Source organism: Kitasatospora sp. SUK 42 (genome assembly GCF_015776785.2).
Taxonomy (GTDB): Bacteria; Actinomycetota; Actinomycetes; order Streptomycetales; family Streptomycetaceae; genus Kitasatospora.
The window spans coordinates 1067295-1084539 of record NZ_LFMD02000007.1; the positions used below are offsets into that span (position 1 = coordinate 1067295).

The window sequence follows — 17245 nt, forward strand, 5'->3', positions numbered from 1 at the left end:
ATAGAAATGATCGATCATCGCTCACATTACCCACCGGTAACGATTGACTCGCGCCCGCTCCACTCCCTATCGTCCAGAGTGAGTTCCATGGAGAGAAACGCGATTCCGCATCTCGGAATCGCTGCCCTGAAGCACACCGGCAAGGGGGAACCACCCGTGTCCCAGCTCGACCAGCTTCCCGACCAAGACCCCGAGGAGATCGCGGAGTGGCGCGACTCCCTCGACGCCGCCCGTGACTTCGGCGGACCGCACCGCGCCGCCGACCTGCTGCGCCGCCTCGTCGAGCACGCCGAACTGCGCCGGCTCGGCCTCCCGCCGCTGCTGGACACCCCGTACGTCAACACCATCCCGACCGCCGCCGAACCCGAGTTCCCCGGCGACGAGGAGATGGAGCGGCGCATCACCGCGTGGAACCGCTGGAACGCCGCCGCCATGGTCACCAGGGGCAACCACCGCGGCGGCCTCGGCGGGCACATGGCCACCTACGCCTCCGCCGCCTGGCTCTACGAGGTCGGCTTCCAGCACTTCTTCCGGGGCAAGGAGGCCGACGGCTCCGGAGACCAGCTGTACGTGCAGGGCCACGCCGCACCCGGCGTCTACGCCCGCGCGTTCCTGGAGGGCCGGATCTCCGAGGCCCAGCTGGACCGCTTCCGCCAGGAGGTCGGCGGCGACGGCCTGCCCTCCTACCCGCACCCGCGCCGGCTGCCCTGGTTCTGGGAGTTCCCCACCGTCTCGATGGGCCTCGGTCCGCTCTCGGCGATCCACCAGGCCCGGTTCAACCGATACCTGACCGCGCGCGGGATCAAGGACACCTCCGGCTCGCACGTCTGGGCCTTCCTCGGCGACGGCGAGATGGACGAACCGGAGTCGACCGCCGCGCTCGCCCTGGCCGCACGCGAGGGCCTGGACAACCTCACCTTCGTGATCAACTGCAACCTCCAGCGCCTGGACGGGCCGGTGCGCGGCAACGGCAAGATCGTGCAGGAGCTGGAGCGCCAGTTCCGCGCGGCCGGCTGGAACGTGGTCAAGTCGCTGTGGGGCGAGGCCTGGGACGACCTGCTGGCCCGCGACACCACGGGCGCGCTGGTGCGACGGCTGGGCGAGGTACCGGACGGACAGTTCCAGACCTACGCCGCCTCCGACGCCCGCTACATCCGCGAGCACCTCTTCCACACCGGCCCCGAACTGCGCGCGCTCGCCGAAACCCTCGACGACCGACGGCTGTTGGAGACCGTCGCGACCTCGCGGGGCGGCCACGAGCCGCGCAAGGTGTACGCCGCGTACCGGGCGGCAGTGGAGCACCGGGGCGCACCCACGGTGGTGCTGGTGCAGACCGTCAAGGGCTGGACGCTCGGCCCCGGCTTCGAGGCCCGCAACGCCAACCACCAGATGAAGAAGCTCTCCGGCGCCGAGTTCCGCGCGATGCGCGACCTTCTCGAACTCCCGATCCCGGACAGCGCGTTGAACGAGGAACTGGTCCCCTACGCGCACCCGGGCCCGGACTCCCCTGAGGCCCGCTACCTGCGTGAGCGCCGGGCCACGCTGGGCGGACCGGCCCCGGCCCGGCGGGTGCGCTTCACCCCGCTGCCCGAACTGCCCGCCAAGCCCTTCGAGACGCTCTTCAAGGGCTCCGGCACGCAGGAGATCGCCACCACGATGGCCTTCGTCCGCCTGGTCAAGGACCTGATGCGGGACAAGGCGACCGGCCACCGCTGGGTGCCCATCGTGCCGGACGAGGCGCGCACCTTCGGCATGGAGTCGCTCTTCCCGAGCGCCGGGATCTACTCCCCGCTCGGACAGACCTACGACCCGGTCGACCGCGACCAGCTGCTCCACTACAAGGAGTCGGCGAGCGGCCAGATCCTCAACGAGGGCATCACCGAAGCCGGTTCGATGGCCTCGCTGACCGCCGCCGCGACCGCGTACGCGACCCACGGCGAGCCGGTCATCCCGTTCTACATCTTCTACTCGATGTTCGGCTGGCAGCGCACCGCCGACCAGATGTGGGCGCTGGGCGACCAGTTGGGTCGCGGCTTCCTGATCGGCGCCACCGCCGGACGCACCACGATGACCGGCGAGGGCCTGCAACACGCCGACGGCCACTCTCAGTTGATCGCCTCCACCAACCCGGCCGCGCTCTCCTACGACCCGGCCTTCGGCTACGAGGTCGCCGTGATCGTCCGCGAGGGCCTGCGCCGGATGTACGGCCACAGCGAGCAACACCCGCACGGCGAGGACGTGTTCTACTACCTCACGGTCTACAACGAGCCGCTGCCGCAGCCCGCGCTGCCGGCCGGGGACGGGGTGACGGACGGCATCCTGCGCGGCCTCTACCGCTACCGCGAGGCGGACACCGGCGCCCTGCCCGCCGACGCGCCGCGGCTCCAACTGCTCGCCTCCGGCACCGCCGTGCGCTGGGCACTCACCGCCCAGCGGCTGCTCGCCGAGGACTGGGGCGTGGCCGCCGACGTGTGGTCGGCGCCTTCCTGGACGGAGCTGCGCCGGGAGGCGCTGGACTGCGACGCGGCCAACCTCGCCCAGGCGGCGGCCGGCACCGGCGCGGCGGCCCGCGTCCCGTACGTCACCCGGACGCTCGCCGGGGCGCCAGGGCCGGTGCTGGCGGTCAGCGACTGGATGCGCGCCGTCCCCGACCAGATCCGGCCCTGGGTGGAACAGGACTGGACCTCGCTGGGCACGGACGGCTTCGGCCTCTCCGACAGCCGGGCGGCCACTCGGCGGCACTTCGGGGTGGACGCCGAATCGGTGACGGTCGCGGCGCTGGCCGCGCTGGCCCGCCGGGGCGAGGTCAAGACCGAGACCGTACGGCTGGCGGCCGAACGCTACGGCGTCCGGTTCTGAGGACCCCGTTCTGGTGACCGGCGTCTCGCATGCCAAGACTGGCGCGAGGCCGGGCGCGTCGTAGATCGTTGGGTGGTCAGGGCGCGCCCGTACGGCGCCGAGCAGCGGAATGGCCGAGCAGCGGAATGGGAGTCAACGGCGATGACCGAGACCGAGACCGGAACCGAGACCTACGAGACGATCCTGGTCGAGCGCAAGGGCCGGGTGGGGCTGATCACGCTCAACCGGCCCAAGGCGCTCAACGCGCTGAACACCCAGCTGATGAACGAGGTGGTCGCGGCCGCCACGGCCTTCGACCGGGACCCGGAGATCGGGTGTCTGGTGATCACCGGTTCGGAGAAGGCCTTCGCGGCCGGCGCCGACATCAAGGAGATGCAGGGCAACCGCTTCCCCGACGTCTACCTGGACGACTGGCTGGGCCCGTGGGACCGGCTCGGCGCGCTGCGCAAGCCGGTGGTCGCGGCGGTGGCCGGGTTCGCGCTGGGCGGTGGCTGCGAGCTGGCGATGCTGTGCGACATCCTGCTGGCGGCGGACACCGCGAAGTTCGGGCAGCCTGAGATCAAGCTGGGCGTGATCCCGGGCATCGGCGGCTCGCAGCGGCTCACCCGGGCCGTCGGCAAGGCGAAGGCCATGGAGCTGTGCCTCACCGGGCGGATGATGGGCGCCGAGGAGGCCGAGCGGGCCGGCCTGGTCTCCCGGATCGTCCCCGCCGACCAGCTGCTGGCGGAGGCGCTGGCCACCGCCGAGACGGTGGCGGCGATGTCGGCCCCGGCGGCGATCATGCTCAAGGAGAGCGTCAACCGTTCCTTCGAGACCACGCTGGCCGAGGGCGTCCGCTTCGAGCGCCGGCTGTTCCACGCGGCCTTCGCCACGGCGGACCAGAAGGAGGGCATGGCGGCCTTCGCGGAGAAGCGAGCGCCGAAGTTCGAGAACCGCTGACGAGCTGACGAGCTGACGGCGGTCGGTGGGCGGCTGACAGCGGGCGGCTGACGACCGACAGATGACAGCTGCCAGATTTCAACATCTGAAATCTGTCAGCTGTTCGTCGTTATCTGTCCGCTGTCCCCTGCTACCTGCCCGCCGTCACCCCTCCTCCACCAGCACCGTGTTCAGCCGCGCCAGCCCGCTGCGGGAGGCGGCGACCACGATCCGGTCGCCCGGGGCCAGCCGACGGGTACGGTCCGGGAAGTTCCAGTGCAGCTGCTCGTTGCGGGCGAAGCCGACCGCGATCACCCGGACGCCACCCGGGTCCTCCAGGTCGTGCCGGTTCAGGCCGATCAGCCCGCTGCCGTCCTCCACCGTCAGCTCGGCGATCAGCAGCACGTGCCGGAACACCGACAGCGTCCCCCGCACCTCACTGCCCATCAGCGCGGCGGCGAAGGCGGGCGCGGCCAGGTAGGACACCGACCGGGAGGCCGCGTTGTCCAGCGTCCGGTAGAAGTGCCGGGCGAAGTTGTCGTCGAACAGCCGCACCACCACCCGGACGTCGGGGTTGCCGTGTCGCGCCTCCAGGGCCGCCTCCAGGTTGGTGGCGTCGTCGCCGCTGACCGCGACCACCGCCCGGCTGTGCCTCAGCCGAGCACGGCGCAGCCGCTCCTCGAACGGGCCGTCACCCAGCACCACCGGGATGCCGAGCGCCCGTACGGCGGCGATGCCGCGGGCCTGCGGGTCGCGCTCCATGCAGACCACCGGCACGCCCAGGTCGTGCAGTTGGGTCGCGACCCGGGTGCCGACGTTGCCGAGCCCGAGGACGATCACGTGGTCACGGGTGCCGGTGCTGGGGTTGCGGGGCAGCCCGCGCCGCCCCGAGCCGAGCACCTCGACCGCGATGGCGGTGGCGACCGGCGCGAAGGTGATCCCGCAGATGGTGATCACCACCTGGGCGACCCGCTGCCAGCCCCCGCCCGTCCCCGTCCCGGCGGTGATGTCGGTCGGCTGGTCGGGCTGGGCGGCGCCGGCCAGGTCGAGCAGCGAGATGTAGACGGTCCAGCCGAAGTCCCGGCTGAGGTACCAGAGCACGGCGAAGGACATCAGCACCGCGGCGAGCGCGGTGAGCAGCACCAGCCGCAGCCGGGCGCTGGTGAAGAAGCGCATGGTGTCGAGCAGCCGCCAGTACAGCCGCCGCACCCAGCTGGTCGCCACCCGGGGTTCGATGGGCAGCACCTGCAGCGCGGCGGTGCCGCCCGGCACGGGCGCGGGTTCGGCCGCCGGTGGCGGTTCGCGGCGCACCCCGCCCGGGCGGACCGGTCCGTCGTCGCCGAACTCGCTGGCGAGTTTGACGAATTCGGCCGAGTCGCCCGCCTGCGGCGCGAGCAGTCGGAGCTTGCTGAGGTCCTGGCGGTCGATGTGGTCGGCGACGACGCAGATCCGGTCGGGAGTGATGGCCTCGTCGAACGCGATGTGCAGGTACCGCCCCCCGATCTCCACCGAGTTGGGCTGTCCGAGCGCGGCGGCCGCGAAGGCCGGGGCGGCGGTGGCGGAGCCGGAGAGCGCGGCGCCGTTCCTGAGGAGCCGTTCGATGTTCTCGCCGAGGCGCTGGTTGAACATCCGGAACACGATGCGGATGTCCGGGTTGTGGTCCTGGGCGCTGAGCGCGGCGTGGATGTTCTCCTGGTCGCTGCCCTCGACCAGCGCGAGGCCGCGGGCGGTGCCGACGGACACCGCGCGCAGCGCCTCCTCGGTGATGTTCGGGTACTCGACCACGGCGGCGACGCCGGCGAGTTGCTCGATCTGCGGCGCGTGGTCGCGCGTGCGGTCGGCGACCAGGACGACGACCGGGACTTCGTAGTGCTCAACGAGTTCCAGGATCAGCCGGTGCGCCAGCGCGTTGCCCCCGCAGACGATGTAGTGCTGGCTGATCGGCTCGACCGGAGGGGTCCCCCACCCTTCAGAAGTCATACCGCCGGATGATATCGACGGCGAATGGCCGGAGGATGTCATTCCGGCGACTGCGGGGAATCACTCGAACGGCCGTACCCGACGTGCGGTCAGGCCACGGTGCGGAGACGCTGGGCTTCGTCTTCTGCCCCCGCTCCGAGGAGTGCACCACCGTGGTCAACCCGATCATCACCCCCGACGGTTCCCCGGTCCAGGGACCGCTCGGCGCGCTCGCCAAGGCCGCCTGGCAGGTCCTGCTGATCGCCGGGCTGGCCTCGCTCGCACTCGGGATCGTCGTCTTCGTGTGGCCCCGGGAGACGCTGCTGGTGGTGGGCGTGCTGTTCGGCCTCTACCTGCTGGTCATCGGCATCGCGCAGCTGGTCGCCGCGTTCGGCTCCCACGCCAGCACCGCGATGCGGGTGCTGGCCTTCATCAGCGGTGCGATCAGCGTGCTGCTCGGGCTGCTCTGCTTCCGCAGCGCGGTGCAGTCGCTGCTGCTGCTCGCGCTCTGGATCGGGATCGGGTGGCTCTTCCGCGGCATCACCCAGCTCGCCGCCGCGATCTCCGACCCCCTGATGCCCGCCCGCGGGTGGCAGGCCTTCGCGGGCGTGGCCAACACGCTGGCCGGTGTGCTGCTGATGGTCTGGCCGGTCGGCTCGATCGCCGCGCTGACCGTGCTGGCCGGGTGCTGGCTGGTGATCCTGGGCGTGGTCGAGATCGCGACGGCGATCCAGGTGCGCGGCCGGGCCAAGCAGATCCCCTCGGGGGTCTGACGGCCTCGGGGCCTTCACGGTGGACCTCGTCTCGGGAGCCGGCCGTCCGTCAGAGCCAGACCGGCGCGTCCGTCCCCCAGCGCCCCGGCGGGCGGGCCCAGTCCGTGGGCGCGCCCTCGTAGCCGATCGGCGGCAGGGCGTGCCGCAGCCGCCCGTACGGCGAGTCGACCTCGGCGAGCCAGCGCGCCGGGTCGTACGGCTCGCCGTCCGTGCCGGGTGACGGTGCCGACGGCTGCTCGGGGGCGATGCCGTGGAGCAGCCAGGACGCGGTGCCGGCGAGGGAGAAGCGCAGGTGGCGGCCGCCGGGTCGGCCGGTGCGCTGCTCGGTGAGGGCCCGCAGGACAGCGGCGGCGACCAGGTAGCCGGTGCCGTGGTCGAGGGCCTGGGCGGGCAGGACGCCGGGGCGGCCGTCGGGTGCCGCCTCGTGGGCGGCGATGCCGACGCCGGCCTGGACCAGGCTGTCGAAGCCGCGCCGTCCGGCCCAGGGGCCGGTCCAGCCCCAGGCGCAGAGCTGGGCGACGATCAGCTCGGGGCGGCGGGCGAGCAGTGCGTCGGCGGCGAGGCCGTGGGCGTCGAGGGCGCCGGGGCGGTAGCCGGTGACGACGACGTCGGCGGTGGCGAGCAGGCCTTCGAAGGTGGCCCGGTCGGCCAGGTCGGCGAGGTCGAGGCGGGTGGAGCGTTTGCCGAAGCCGGTGTCGGCGTGGGCGTCCTCGGCCTCGGGCAGGCGGGGCGAGTCGATCCGCAGGACGTCGGCGCCGAGCAGGGCGAGGGTGCGGGTGGCGACCGGGCCGGCGATCACCCGGGTGAGGTCGAGGACCCTGATCCCGGCGGCGGGCCGGTCCACCGGGGCCGCGCCGAGCGGTCGGGCGGGCGCGCTGCCGACCACCCATCGCTCCATCAGGGGGTGCACGGTCGCACTCACCGGCGCGACCGCCACGGCGAGCGCTCCCGCCGCGTACGCGCGCTCCTGGACCTGCTCGGCCGGCAGTCCGCCGAGCACCTCGCCGAGCCGCTCCGGCCCGGCGTCCGGGGCGAGGCCGAGAGCGGCGAGCAGCCGGGTGCGGTGGTGCGGGTAGTTGGCGTGGGTGCGGACCCAGCCGTCGGCGGTGCGCCAGAAACCGGAGTGCGGGGCGAAGCTGACCGGTGTCCGGCCGTCGACGGCCAGGTGCCGCTCGCTGACGAAGGCGGTGGCGACGGCGCCCTCGTCCACCCGGACGGCGGGGACGGGGCCGCCGGCCCGGTGCGAGGCCAGTTCGGCGGCGGCCAGCGAACAGGCCGCCACCGTGGCCCGGGCCAGCCGGCGCACCGGCAGACCGGAGGGCAGGACGGACCGGGGGCCGTGGAAGCCCACCCGGTCCAGGAGTTCGGCCGGTCCTCCGAGGGCGGCCCACGCCTCGGCGGTGGGACGGTCGGCGGGCTCGGCCCCGGACTGCGTCGGACGGTCGGTCATGCCGGGCATTGTGCTCCGCTTCTCGGGAGTCCGCCGTGACGCCCGCCACCAACGGCGCCACCGACTCGTCACCGACAGTGGGCGGTCAACGGCAGCCGCGGGTTCAGCACGGGCCGGTTCACGACTGATCCATCACCGGACCACCCTCGATCCATCACCACCCCGCCACCGGGTCGACACCGACTCACCACCTGCTCAGTGCCTGCTCAGCGCCTGCTCGGGACCGGCGACGAGGTGGGTGGAGTCCGGCGGGTCGGCCGCCGGTCGACGGGTAGGGTGCGCACTGCGGGCGGCTGGGCCGCGCGCACGGGGGCTGTGTGACAAGGGGGACGAATGTTTACTATCCGCCGTCTCGACCTGGGCTACTTCGTCCGTCCGGCGTCCGAGGTGGGCGGCCCGGAACCACGGGTGGAGCCGGTGCTCGCGTACCTGGTCCGGGGGCCGGAGGGGCTGCTGCTGTTCGACACCGGAATCGGCGCGGGCTCGCCGGAGACCGAGGCGCACTACCGCCCGGTCCGCCGCCCGCTGCCGGAGGCGCTCGCGGCGGCCGGCGTCTCGATCGGGGACATCGACCTGGTGGTCAACTGCCACCTTCACTTCGACCACTGCGGCGGCAACCCGCTGTTCGCCGGGAAACCGATCCTCGTCCAGTCGACCGAGCTGGCCGCCGCCCGGCGCGGCGGCCACACCATCGACGCACTGGTCGACTTCCCCGGCGCCCTCTACCGCGAGCTCGACGGCGAGGAGGAGATCTGGCCCGGTGTCCTGGTGATGCCCACCCCCGGACACACCGAGGGCCACCAGTCGCTGCTGGTCAAACGCCACGGCAGCTGCGCGATCCTGCTGGCCGGGCAGGCCTACGACTTCGCCTCCGAGTACGGGCAGGCGGTGCTCGCCCGGCAGGCGGCGCGCGAAGGGGTGGCCGCGCCGCTGCCCGGCTACCGGGGCTGGCTGGACCGGGTCGCGGAACACGCGCCGGGCCGGGCGCTGTTCGCGCACGACCACGCGGCCTGGGGGCTGGCCTTCTGAGCCGCCGTTTCGAGGGGGCGCGGGTGCAGAGCGGCCAGAACAGTCGGGGCGGTCAGAGCCGTCGAAGCGTTCAGAGCGTTCAGAGCGTTCAGAAGGTGAAGCGCAGCGAGCGGACCCGGTGGTCGAAGCTGGACGGGATGAGCACCGGCCCGCCGACCGACCGGACCTCGGGCAACCGGGTGAACAGTTCGCGGAACAGGGCCGTCATCTCCTGCCGGGCCAGGTGCGCGCCGAGGCAGTAGTGGGGACCGCCGCCGCCGAAGCCGAGGTGGGGGTTGGGGGTGCGGGTGATGTCGAAGGCGTCCGGGTCGGGGAAGACCGTCTCGTCCCGGTTGGCCGAGCCGTAGTAGAGCGCGACCTTCTCCCCCGCCCGCAGCAGCGGACCGCCCGGGCCGCCGAGCAGGTGGTCGACGGCGAGGGTCCGGCGGAACTGGATGATCGGCGTGGCGTGGCGGACGATCTCGTCCACCGCCCCGTCGAGCCGCCCGTCCAGGTCGGCGAGGAGCAGGGCGCGCTGCTCGGGGTGGACGGTCAGCAGGTGCAGGCCGTGGGCGAGCGCGTTGCGGGTGGTCTCGACCCCGGCGACCAGCAGCAGGGTGAAGAAGGCGCCCAGCTCGCGGCCGGTGAGCCGGCGACCGTCCACGTCGGCGGTGACGAGCGCGGAGATCAGGTCCTCGGTGGGCCGGCGGCGGCGCTCGCGGCCGAGCCCGGCCACGATGCCCTGCATCCGGGCGAGCGCCGCCAGCCCGCGACCGGGCATCCGGAAGCGGCGGCGCAGCGGGCGGGCCACGCCGATGTCCTCGGAGGTGCGGTTGACCAGGTCGAGGATGGCGCGGCGCGGCTGCGCGGGGATGCCCATCATGGTGCAGATCACCTGGAAGGGGAGCTCCGCGGCGACCGCGGCGACGAAGTCCTCGGGCCGACCGTGTTCGACCGCGTCCACCAGGGCGGTGACGGTGCGGTGGACGTCCTCCTCCACCCGGCCGAGCAGCCTCGGGGTGAAGGCCCGCGAGACGATCCGGCGCAGCTGGGCGTGGCGGGGGTCGTCGAGGTTGACCATCGAGTCCCCGAACAGCAGCCGGACCCATCGGGCCGGTTCGGGGGTGGTCACACCCGGGCCGGAGAGGAAGACGGCGGGCGTACGGCTGGCCTCGACGACGTCGGCGTGCCGGACCAGGGCGTGGAAGCCCCGGCCGGTGGCGCGGTCGCCGAAGTAGACGGGTTCGGGACGGCGGCGCAGCTCGGCGAAGGCGGCGGCGCGCTCGGGGGCGGGCAGCTGCCAGAAGCGGGGGTTGGCGAGGTCGGGGGTGGCGGTGGGGGTGGCGGTGGGGGTGTCCGTCGAGGTGGTGTCCATGGCCGCGCCTCCTGCTTCCCGTTGCCCGAGGGGTTCGCTCCGATACGCACCGTCCGTATCAAGGTGTGCACATTTAGTGAGCAGGCGAACGGGGATGTCAAATCGCTCCGACGGCGGCGTGCACGACGATGCGGGCGACACGAACGCTACGAACGGACGATCGGTTGATCGGTCGGCCGGGGCGTCGCTCGGCAGGTCGATGGTCGTCCAGTTGATCGGTCGGATGATCAGCCGACCGGGCGGCCGGGCATGGTCTCACGGGGCGGAACCAGCCGATACCGGAGGGTGCGGTACGGGCCGGGCGGGGTGGGTGCGACGATGAGTGCCATCGTGATGACCGACCGGATCCGCCTGCTGCGTGCCACGGTCTTCGCCGCGCTGTGCGTGGCGATGGCCGCCACGGCGCACGTCGCCATGGCCGGAGCCGGGGTTTCACCGCCGGTGCTGCTCGGCACGTTCGCGGCGGTGCTCGGGCTGACCTGGCTGCTCGCCGGGAAGCGGCGCGGACTCGGTGTGATCAGCGCCTGGATGGTCGCGGCGCAGGGTGCGCTGCACCTGCTGTTCGAACAGGCCGGGGCGCTCGGCCAGGGTGGCGGCGGTCTCGGCCGGCTCGCCGGCACGAACTGGGCCGCCCTGCTGCTCTGCAACCCGGGCCGGGCCCCGGGCGGGCTCTCCCCCGTCGAGCTGGCGCGGATGGCGGGCATCGACCCGGACGTCCCGCCCGCCGCCGGGAGCCTGCGCCCGATGACGGGGATGCACCACGGGGCTGCGGCGGGCTCGGCCGACGGCATCGCCGCCATGGACCTGGGGATGCCGGGGATGGCCGGCATGCCGGGGATGCCTGGCATGTCGCCCGGGATGACCCCGGGGTCGTCCGGCGGGATGCCCTACGACCGGATGTCCTACGGAATGTCGCCCGGGATGCCCCAGGACATGGCCCACGGCATGGCCCACGGCATGTCGTGGGGGATGGCCGCCGCCCACGTGCTGGCGGCGCTGGCCTGTGCGCTGCTGCTCTGGCGCGGTGACGTCGTGCTGGTCCGGCTCTTCGAGCTGCTCGGCGCGCTCGGGACCGTGGTCGCGGGAGCGCTGCTGGTCCCGCTGCTGGCGCTGTTCGTGCGCCCCTTCGGGTACCGGCCGCCGGTTCCGCCCCGGCCCGCCGACCGGCCGGCCCGGCTGCCCCGGTCGGTGTTGCTGACGCATGCCGTCGTCCGGCGCGGACCGCCGGCGTTCGCACTCGCCTGCTGACGCGCCCGCCGCGCCCGCCCCGTCCGGCCGACCTCGGCCGCTGCCGGGCCCCGCGACGGGCAGGTCGCCCTGCCGCGCCGTCGTACCCGTCGCTCCCGTAGCGCCCCGTGCCGCCGTGCCGTCAGGGCTCGGGCCCGTGTCCGCACCCGCCGACGCCTTCCGCTTCCGCCGGGAGGTGCGGTGTGCCGCGCGGCTGCCCCCGGACGCCTGCGGTGCCGCCGAGCGCGGTGCCGTTCCCAGCCTTCCCCTCGGGACCTTCCCATGCCTCACTTCGACGGCGCACCGGCTCCGGCCGGCGCCACCGCCCTACCGCTCCGCGGCTCGTCCACCCTGCGGTGCGCGACCGACGGGGCTCTCCGCCCCGAGCCGTGCCAGCAGCCGGGCCGACCAGTCCGGCGACGGACCGTCGGGGGCCGCTGCCGCCACCTGGTCGCGCAGCCGCTCCGCCCGCTCGCACCACTCCCGGCAGCCGGGGCAGCGCGCGAGGTGCTTGTCCAGCCTGATGCCTGGCAGGCCGCTCGGTTCGCCGTCGAGCCGGGCGGACAGAGCGGTACGGAACTGCGCGCATCTCATATGCCCATCGTCCCGTATGGCCACCACGCCGGGACCGGCCGGGTCGGGGGCCACCGTGGATGACGACCAGCTCACCGCGCTCGCACTGACCGCCCGCTTCGGCCGGGCGGCAGACGTCGAGGCCTTCGTCCGCGCGACCCAGCGGGACGTCTGGCGCTTCGTCGCCCACCTGACGGACGTCCAGTCCGCCGACGACCTCGCCCAGGAGACCTTCCTGCGCGCCCTGCGCGGACTGCCCGCCTTCGCCGGCCGGTCCTCGGCGCGCACCTGGCTGCTGTCGATCGCCCGGCGGACGGTGATCGACCGGTACCGGATGGCCGCCGCCCGGCCGCGTTGCGCGGCGCTGCCGGACTGGCAGGAGGCGGCGGAGCGGCAGAGCGGCGCGCCGACGGCCGGGTTCGAGGACGGGATCGCGCTCGGAGACCTGCTCGACCGGGTGCCCGAGCAGCGGCGGGAGGCCTTCGTGCTGACCCAGGTGCTCGGCCTGAGCTACGCCGAGGCGGCCGAGGTCGCGGGCTGCCCTGTCGGTACGGTTCGCTCCCGGGTCGCCCGGGCCCGCGAGGAGCTGATAGCGCGCCTGCGGGCCGCCGAGGCTGGGGAGCTCGCGGCGGCCTGCTGAGCGGCAACAGGCGGCAGATGACAGATGACAGATTTCGAAATCTGTCATCTGTCATCTGAAAGTTGTCAGCCGTTTCCTGTCAGCTGTTCCCTGTCGGCCGTTCCCTGCCAGCCGTTCGCCGCCCGCTGGTCGCCCCCCCACGCCCCCACCCCGGTGCGCGGGAAAAAATCACCCAAGTGTTCGGAACTGGAGCCGCCGCGCCCCCGACTGCTGTACCGGACCCCGCCGCCGAGGCGGCGTCCGGTACGGCAACGGGGGAACGGAGGACCCGATGGGCGCACAACGGCCGTCAAACACAACCAATCTGACGAAACATCAGGCAGATCCAACCGACCGCTGGAGCCTGGTCGTGGCCGCCGGGCTGCTCTCGTTCGTCGCGATGCTCGACATGAACGTGGTCAACCTGGCGCTCACCGACATCTCCTCCGGCCTGCATGTCTCCGCCGGGGTCGCGCAGTGGGCCGCTCTCGGGTACCAACTCCCCCTGGTCGCCCTGCTGTTGCCCGCCGGTCGGTGGCTGGACCAGGTCGGCACCCGCTCCGCACTGCTGCTCGCGGTCGGCTGCTTCGCGGCCTGCAGCGCGCTGGCCGCCCTCGCCCCGTGGGCGAGTTGGCTGATCGCGGCCCGCCTGCTGCAAGGCGCCTTCGGGGCGGTGCTGTTCGTCCTGATGCCGGTGCTGGCCGCGACCTCCGTCCGGCCCGAGCTGCGCGGGCGGGCGATGAGCGTGCCCGCGACGCTCGGACCGCTCGGCGCCGTCACCGGCCCCGTGGTGGGAGGTCTGCTGCTGGACCACCTCGGCTGGCGGGCGATCTTCCTGATCAAGCTGCCGGTCTGTCTGGCCGCCGCACTGATCGTGCGACGGCACGCCCCGCGACGCGGCGGGCTGCGGCTGCCCGACCGGGGCTCGCTCGGCGACGCCGGTCTGATCGGCGCCGCGGTGGCCGCTGTCCTGCTCGCCCTCACCCTGGCCCCGGAGTCGCCGCAGTGGCTGCTGCTGGCCCTGCCCGCCGCGCCGCTGGTGCTGCTGTGGCTGCGCCGCCCGGGTGGGCGGCCGGTCGCCGAGGTGCTGCGCGCCGCCGGGACCGCCGGGGTGAACGCCTCGGTGCTGGCGCTCGCCGCCGGCTTCGCGGCCTGCCACTACCTGCTCGCCCAGCACCTGCGCGGCCCGCGCGGCGAGAGTGCGACCGCCACCGCGCTGACCATGCTGGCCTTCCCCCTCGGCATGGTGCTGGCCGGACGGGTCGGCGGACGGCTGGCCGACCGCTGGGGCGCCCGGCCGACGGCGCTCACCGGAGCCGCCGTCACCACGCTCGGCCTGGCCCTGCTCATTCCCCTGGACGCCGGCTGGTCCGCGCTCGACATCGCCGGGCGGCTCGCGCTCGCCGGTGCCGGAATGGGCCTCAACGGCGGCCCCACCCAGGCCCTGGTGATGTCCGCCTCCCCGCCCGGAAAGCTGGCCACCGCGGGCTCCGCCGTCCAGCTCGCCCGCAGCCTGGGCTTCGCCCTCGGCCCGGCCCTCGCCACGGCCGCCGTCGCGACCGGCGATCGCACCGCCCCCGGCACGTCCACGGGCATCGCCCTGGCCGCGCTGGTGGCAGCCACCGCCGTGCCCCTGCTCGCCCTCTACCGCCGCTTCCACCGCCCCCGCGCGTGACCGCCAAGCCCCCGCCCCCTCACCGAAGGACCGCCACCCATGACCGACACCGCCCAGGACCTGGCCGGAACACCCCGCTGCCCCTACGGCTACGACCAACTCCCCTCCCCCGTCCCGCTGTACGGCACGGCGTACAAGCGCGACCCGTACCCGCTGTACCGCCGGATGCGCGAGGCCGGGCCGGTGCACCGGGTGGAGTTCCCGAGCGGCATCCACGCCTGGCTGGTCACCGGTTACCAGGCCGCCCACGCGGCCCTCAACGATCCCCGCCTCGGCAAGAACCACGCCCTGGGCAACGACGGCTGGCGCCGGCTGGCGTCGATCATGCCGGAGCCGCAGCACTCCCAGCTCCAGGTCCACCTGCTGCACCAGGACCCGCCCAAGCACACCGAGATGCGCCGCCTCGTCCTGGACGCCTTCGCCCCGCGCCGGGTGGAGTCGCTGCGTCCCCGGCTGCAGGAGCTCGCCGACGCCCTGGTCGACGACCTGCCCGAGACCGGCGGCGCCGACCTGGTGGCGGGCTTCGCGGCCCACTACCCGTTCCGGGTGCTCGCCGAAGTCATCGGCCTGCCCGCCGAGTTGGCCGCCCGGTTCGACCGCGACTGGGGCAAGGTGGTCCAGCCCGTCGGCCCGCAGGACCCGGGCCGCCCGGCGTACGAGGCGAGGCTGCGCGGCCTCCAGACGTACATCGCCGACGTGGTCGCCCGCAAGCGGTCCGACCGCCGGGCTCCCGGCTGGTCGCAGGACGAGGACCTGCTGGGACGGCTCGTCGCCGCCCACGACGCCGGCGGGTTGAGCCGCGAGGAGCTCGACTCGATAGTGTTCCAGCTGCTGGTCGCCGGGCAGGAGCCGGTCACCAACCAGATCACCACCATGCTGATCACCCTGCTGCGCCAGCCCGGGCAGCTCGCGCACCTGCGGTCGCACCTCGGCGAGCCGGGCCGGCTCGCCCGCGCGGTGGAGGAACTGCTGCGCCACGACGCCGCGTTCGAGCTCACCACCTGGCGCTTCTTCGCCGAGGACAGCGACCTGTTCGGCACGACCGTCCCCGCCGGCGACTCCGTCATCGTCTCGCTCTGCGCCGCCAACCGCGACGACGACCGGTTCCCCGACGCCGACCGCCTCGACCTCGACCGCACGCCCAACGCCCACCTCGCCTTCGGCCACGGCATCCACTACTGCCCCGGCTCCGCCCTGGCCAGAGCCGAACTCCAGATCGCCATCGGCACCCTGCTCGCCCGGCTGCCCGGGCTACGCCCCGCCGAGGCGCCCGGGGACGGGCTGGACGAGCTCGCCTGGGTCCCGGCCGTCCTGGCGCGCGGCGTCAACCGGCTGCCGGTCGCCTACGACCGGCGCCGCTGAGTCACCGAACCCCCGCCCTCCAGACCCGGGCGCCGCACGCCCGCTCCCCGTACCGCACCACCCTTCCGTGGAGGACCCACCATGCCGCCCGTCGGCACCGCCCCTGCCACCAGCCCCGCCGTCACCCCTGCGGCCGCCGCCACCGACGACCACCTGCCGGCCGCGCGACTCGCCGCCCGCGTCCTCGGCCTGCTGCTGCCGCACCGCCGCGCCTCCGATCCGGAGCTGGACGCCCGGCCCGAGCACTTCCCGCTCCACCTGGCGCAGTTGACGGAGTTCATCGCCGCCGGTGACCCGATCGTGTTCACCCTGCCGGGCTTCCCCTGCAAGTCGCCGAACCCGGCGAAGGTGCTCGGCCACCTGCCCGACGAGGGCGAGCGGCTGTCGCTCACCTTCCTCGACAGGCTGTGCGCCGAGATCGGCCGGATACACCCGCCCGGCGCGCGGATCCTGATCTGCTCGGACGGGCACGTCTTCGGCGATCTGATCAACGTCCCCGACGACCACATCGACGCGTACTCGGACGAGCTGGCCGCGATGATCGAGCGCGAGGGCCTCCGCCACCTCGCCACCTTCGACATGCGGGCCGTGCTCGGCGACCTGCCGTACGACGAGAAGCGGGCCCATGTGCACCGGCGGTACGCGCCCGGCATCGAGGAGCTGCGCGAGCAGGTGCTGGCCGAGGAGGAGACCCTGCGGCTCTACCGCGGCATCACCCGCTTCCTCACCGAGGACACCGTGGGCTTCACCGGCACCCGCTCGGCCCTCCAGCGCGAGTGCCGCCGCCGCGCGTACGGGGTGATCCAGCGCAGTCGCGCCTGGGGCGAGTTGATCGCCGAGCACCACCCGCGCGCGTTCCGGCTCTCCATCCACCCGCAGCCGGCGGGCGCCCCGAAGTTCGGCATCCGGCTGCTGGAGGCCGCCGACGCGTGGATGACGCCCTGGCACTCGGCAGTGCTCCACCGACCGGACGGCACGTGGGAGTTGCTGCGCAACGAGGAGGCCGCCCGGCTCGGCCGCCCGGTGCTGCGCGACAGCCGGCCGAGCCACTACGAGAGCTCGGCCCCGTCCGACCGGTGACCACCCGGCCGGTTCGCGGCACCGGAGGCCCGGGGGCCTCGGGGAAATTCCGAATTTCCGCCCCGTAGGCGGCGTTCATTCGTGCCCTCCTTTGCCTCCCGGAGCGCACACTCCCCCCATTTAACAGAACGCGTTCACGGGCGGACGGACAGTGACCTGTCGCGCGGATCCCACCGGCTTGTGCTGTCCTTGAGGAAGCGGTCATCCGTGATGACTCAGGCATGGGCCCGCAAGGTGGCGCGGAAATGGACCGACCACCGTTCAACGCGGTTTTTCCCCTCTGTCGAGTCCGGTGGAATCACCGCTAGCCTTCACCAGGAAATGGATCGCTGCCCCCGTCCGGCCATGTTGGCGCGAGGACGTAATT

Annotated in this window: 13 protein-coding genes; 9 read left to right on the forward strand and 4 right to left on the reverse strand. The window is 73.6% G+C overall.

The features are described from left to right. The first annotated feature begins 156 nt into the window (after positions 1-156). Together aceE and RZ50_RS26425 are read left to right on the forward strand one after the other, a co-directional pair. Positions 157-2859: a pyruvate dehydrogenase (acetyl-transferring), homodimeric type gene (aceE, locus tag RZ50_RS26420; RefSeq protein ID WP_308272294.1), complete on the forward strand. Its 2703-nt coding sequence runs from the start codon at positions 157-159 to the stop codon at positions 2857-2859. A gap of 141 nt (positions 2860-3000) precedes the next feature. Further along, positions 3001-3798 carry an enoyl-CoA hydratase gene (locus tag RZ50_RS26425; RefSeq protein ID WP_217680855.1) on the forward strand — a complete coding sequence of 266 codons (798 nt, stop codon included), beginning with the start codon at positions 3001-3003 and terminating at the stop codon, positions 3796-3798. A gap of 144 nt (positions 3799-3942) precedes the next feature. Here RZ50_RS26425 and RZ50_RS26430 read toward each other — a convergent pair whose 3' ends face one another. Beyond that, complete coding sequence (locus RZ50_RS26430; protein ID WP_196949506.1) at positions 3943-5757, reverse strand: NAD-binding protein; 1815 nt, start codon at positions 5755-5757, stop codon at positions 3943-3945. Between the two features lie 83 nt (positions 5758-5840). Here RZ50_RS26430 and RZ50_RS26435 point away from each other — a divergent pair, with 83 nt between their 5' ends. Continuing rightward, positions 5841-6509 carry an HdeD family acid-resistance protein gene (locus RZ50_RS26435; protein ID WP_308272296.1) on the forward strand — a complete coding sequence of 223 codons (669 nt, stop codon included), beginning with the start codon at positions 5841-5843 and terminating at the stop codon, positions 6507-6509. A gap of 49 nt (positions 6510-6558) precedes the next feature. Here RZ50_RS26435 and RZ50_RS26440 read toward each other — a convergent pair whose 3' ends face one another. Further along, a complete protein-coding gene (locus RZ50_RS26440; RefSeq protein WP_196949504.1) occupies positions 6559-7959 on the reverse strand; it encodes a CoA transferase in 1401 nt (466 codons plus the stop codon). 333 nt (positions 7960-8292) lie between these two features. Between RZ50_RS26440 and RZ50_RS26445 the strand changes: the two genes are divergently transcribed. After that, entirely contained in the window at positions 8293-8988 is a 696-nt protein-coding gene (locus RZ50_RS26445) for an N-acyl homoserine lactonase family protein (RefSeq protein ID WP_196949503.1), read from the forward strand. Positions 8989-9076: 88 nt separating this feature from the next. Here RZ50_RS26445 and RZ50_RS26450 read toward each other — a convergent pair whose 3' ends face one another. Further along, on the reverse strand, positions 9077-10342 hold the full coding sequence (locus tag RZ50_RS26450) for a cytochrome P450 (RefSeq protein ID WP_196949502.1): 1266 nt from the start codon (positions 10340-10342) through the stop codon (positions 9077-9079). 318 nt (positions 10343-10660) lie between these two features. Between RZ50_RS26450 and RZ50_RS26455 the strand changes: the two genes are divergently transcribed. Then, positions 10661-11590, forward strand: coding sequence for a hypothetical protein (locus RZ50_RS26455; protein WP_196949501.1), 930 nt, complete (start codon positions 10661-10663; stop codon positions 11588-11590). Positions 11591-11896: 306 nt separating this feature from the next. Here the strand turns inward: RZ50_RS26455 and RZ50_RS26460 are convergent, their stop codons facing one another. Continuing rightward, a complete protein-coding gene (locus tag RZ50_RS26460) occupies positions 11897-12163 on the reverse strand; it encodes a zf-HC2 domain-containing protein (protein ID WP_196949651.1) in 267 nt (88 codons plus the stop codon). A 16-nt stretch (positions 12164-12179) separates the two neighbouring features. Here RZ50_RS26460 and RZ50_RS26465 point away from each other — a divergent pair, with 16 nt between their 5' ends. The 4 genes from RZ50_RS26465 to RZ50_RS26480 all read left to right on the forward strand — a co-directional run bounded on the left by RZ50_RS26465 (position 12180) and on the right by RZ50_RS26480 (position 16878). Beyond that, entirely contained in the window at positions 12180-12782 is a 603-nt protein-coding gene (locus RZ50_RS26465; RefSeq protein WP_196949652.1) for a sigma-70 family RNA polymerase sigma factor, read from the forward strand. Positions 12783-13131: 349 nt separating this feature from the next. Beyond that, entirely contained in the window at positions 13132-14436 is a 1305-nt protein-coding gene (locus RZ50_RS26470; protein ID WP_308272301.1) for an MFS transporter, read from the forward strand. Positions 14437-14475: 39 nt separating this feature from the next. Continuing rightward, on the forward strand, positions 14476-15798 hold the full coding sequence (locus tag RZ50_RS26475) for a cytochrome P450 (RefSeq protein ID WP_196949654.1): 1323 nt from the start codon (positions 14476-14478) through the stop codon (positions 15796-15798). A gap of 81 nt (positions 15799-15879) precedes the next feature. Further along, entirely contained in the window at positions 15880-16878 is a 999-nt protein-coding gene (locus tag RZ50_RS26480; protein ID WP_196949655.1) for an L-tyrosine/L-tryptophan isonitrile synthase family protein, read from the forward strand. Positions 16879-17245 lie beyond the last annotated feature (367 nt).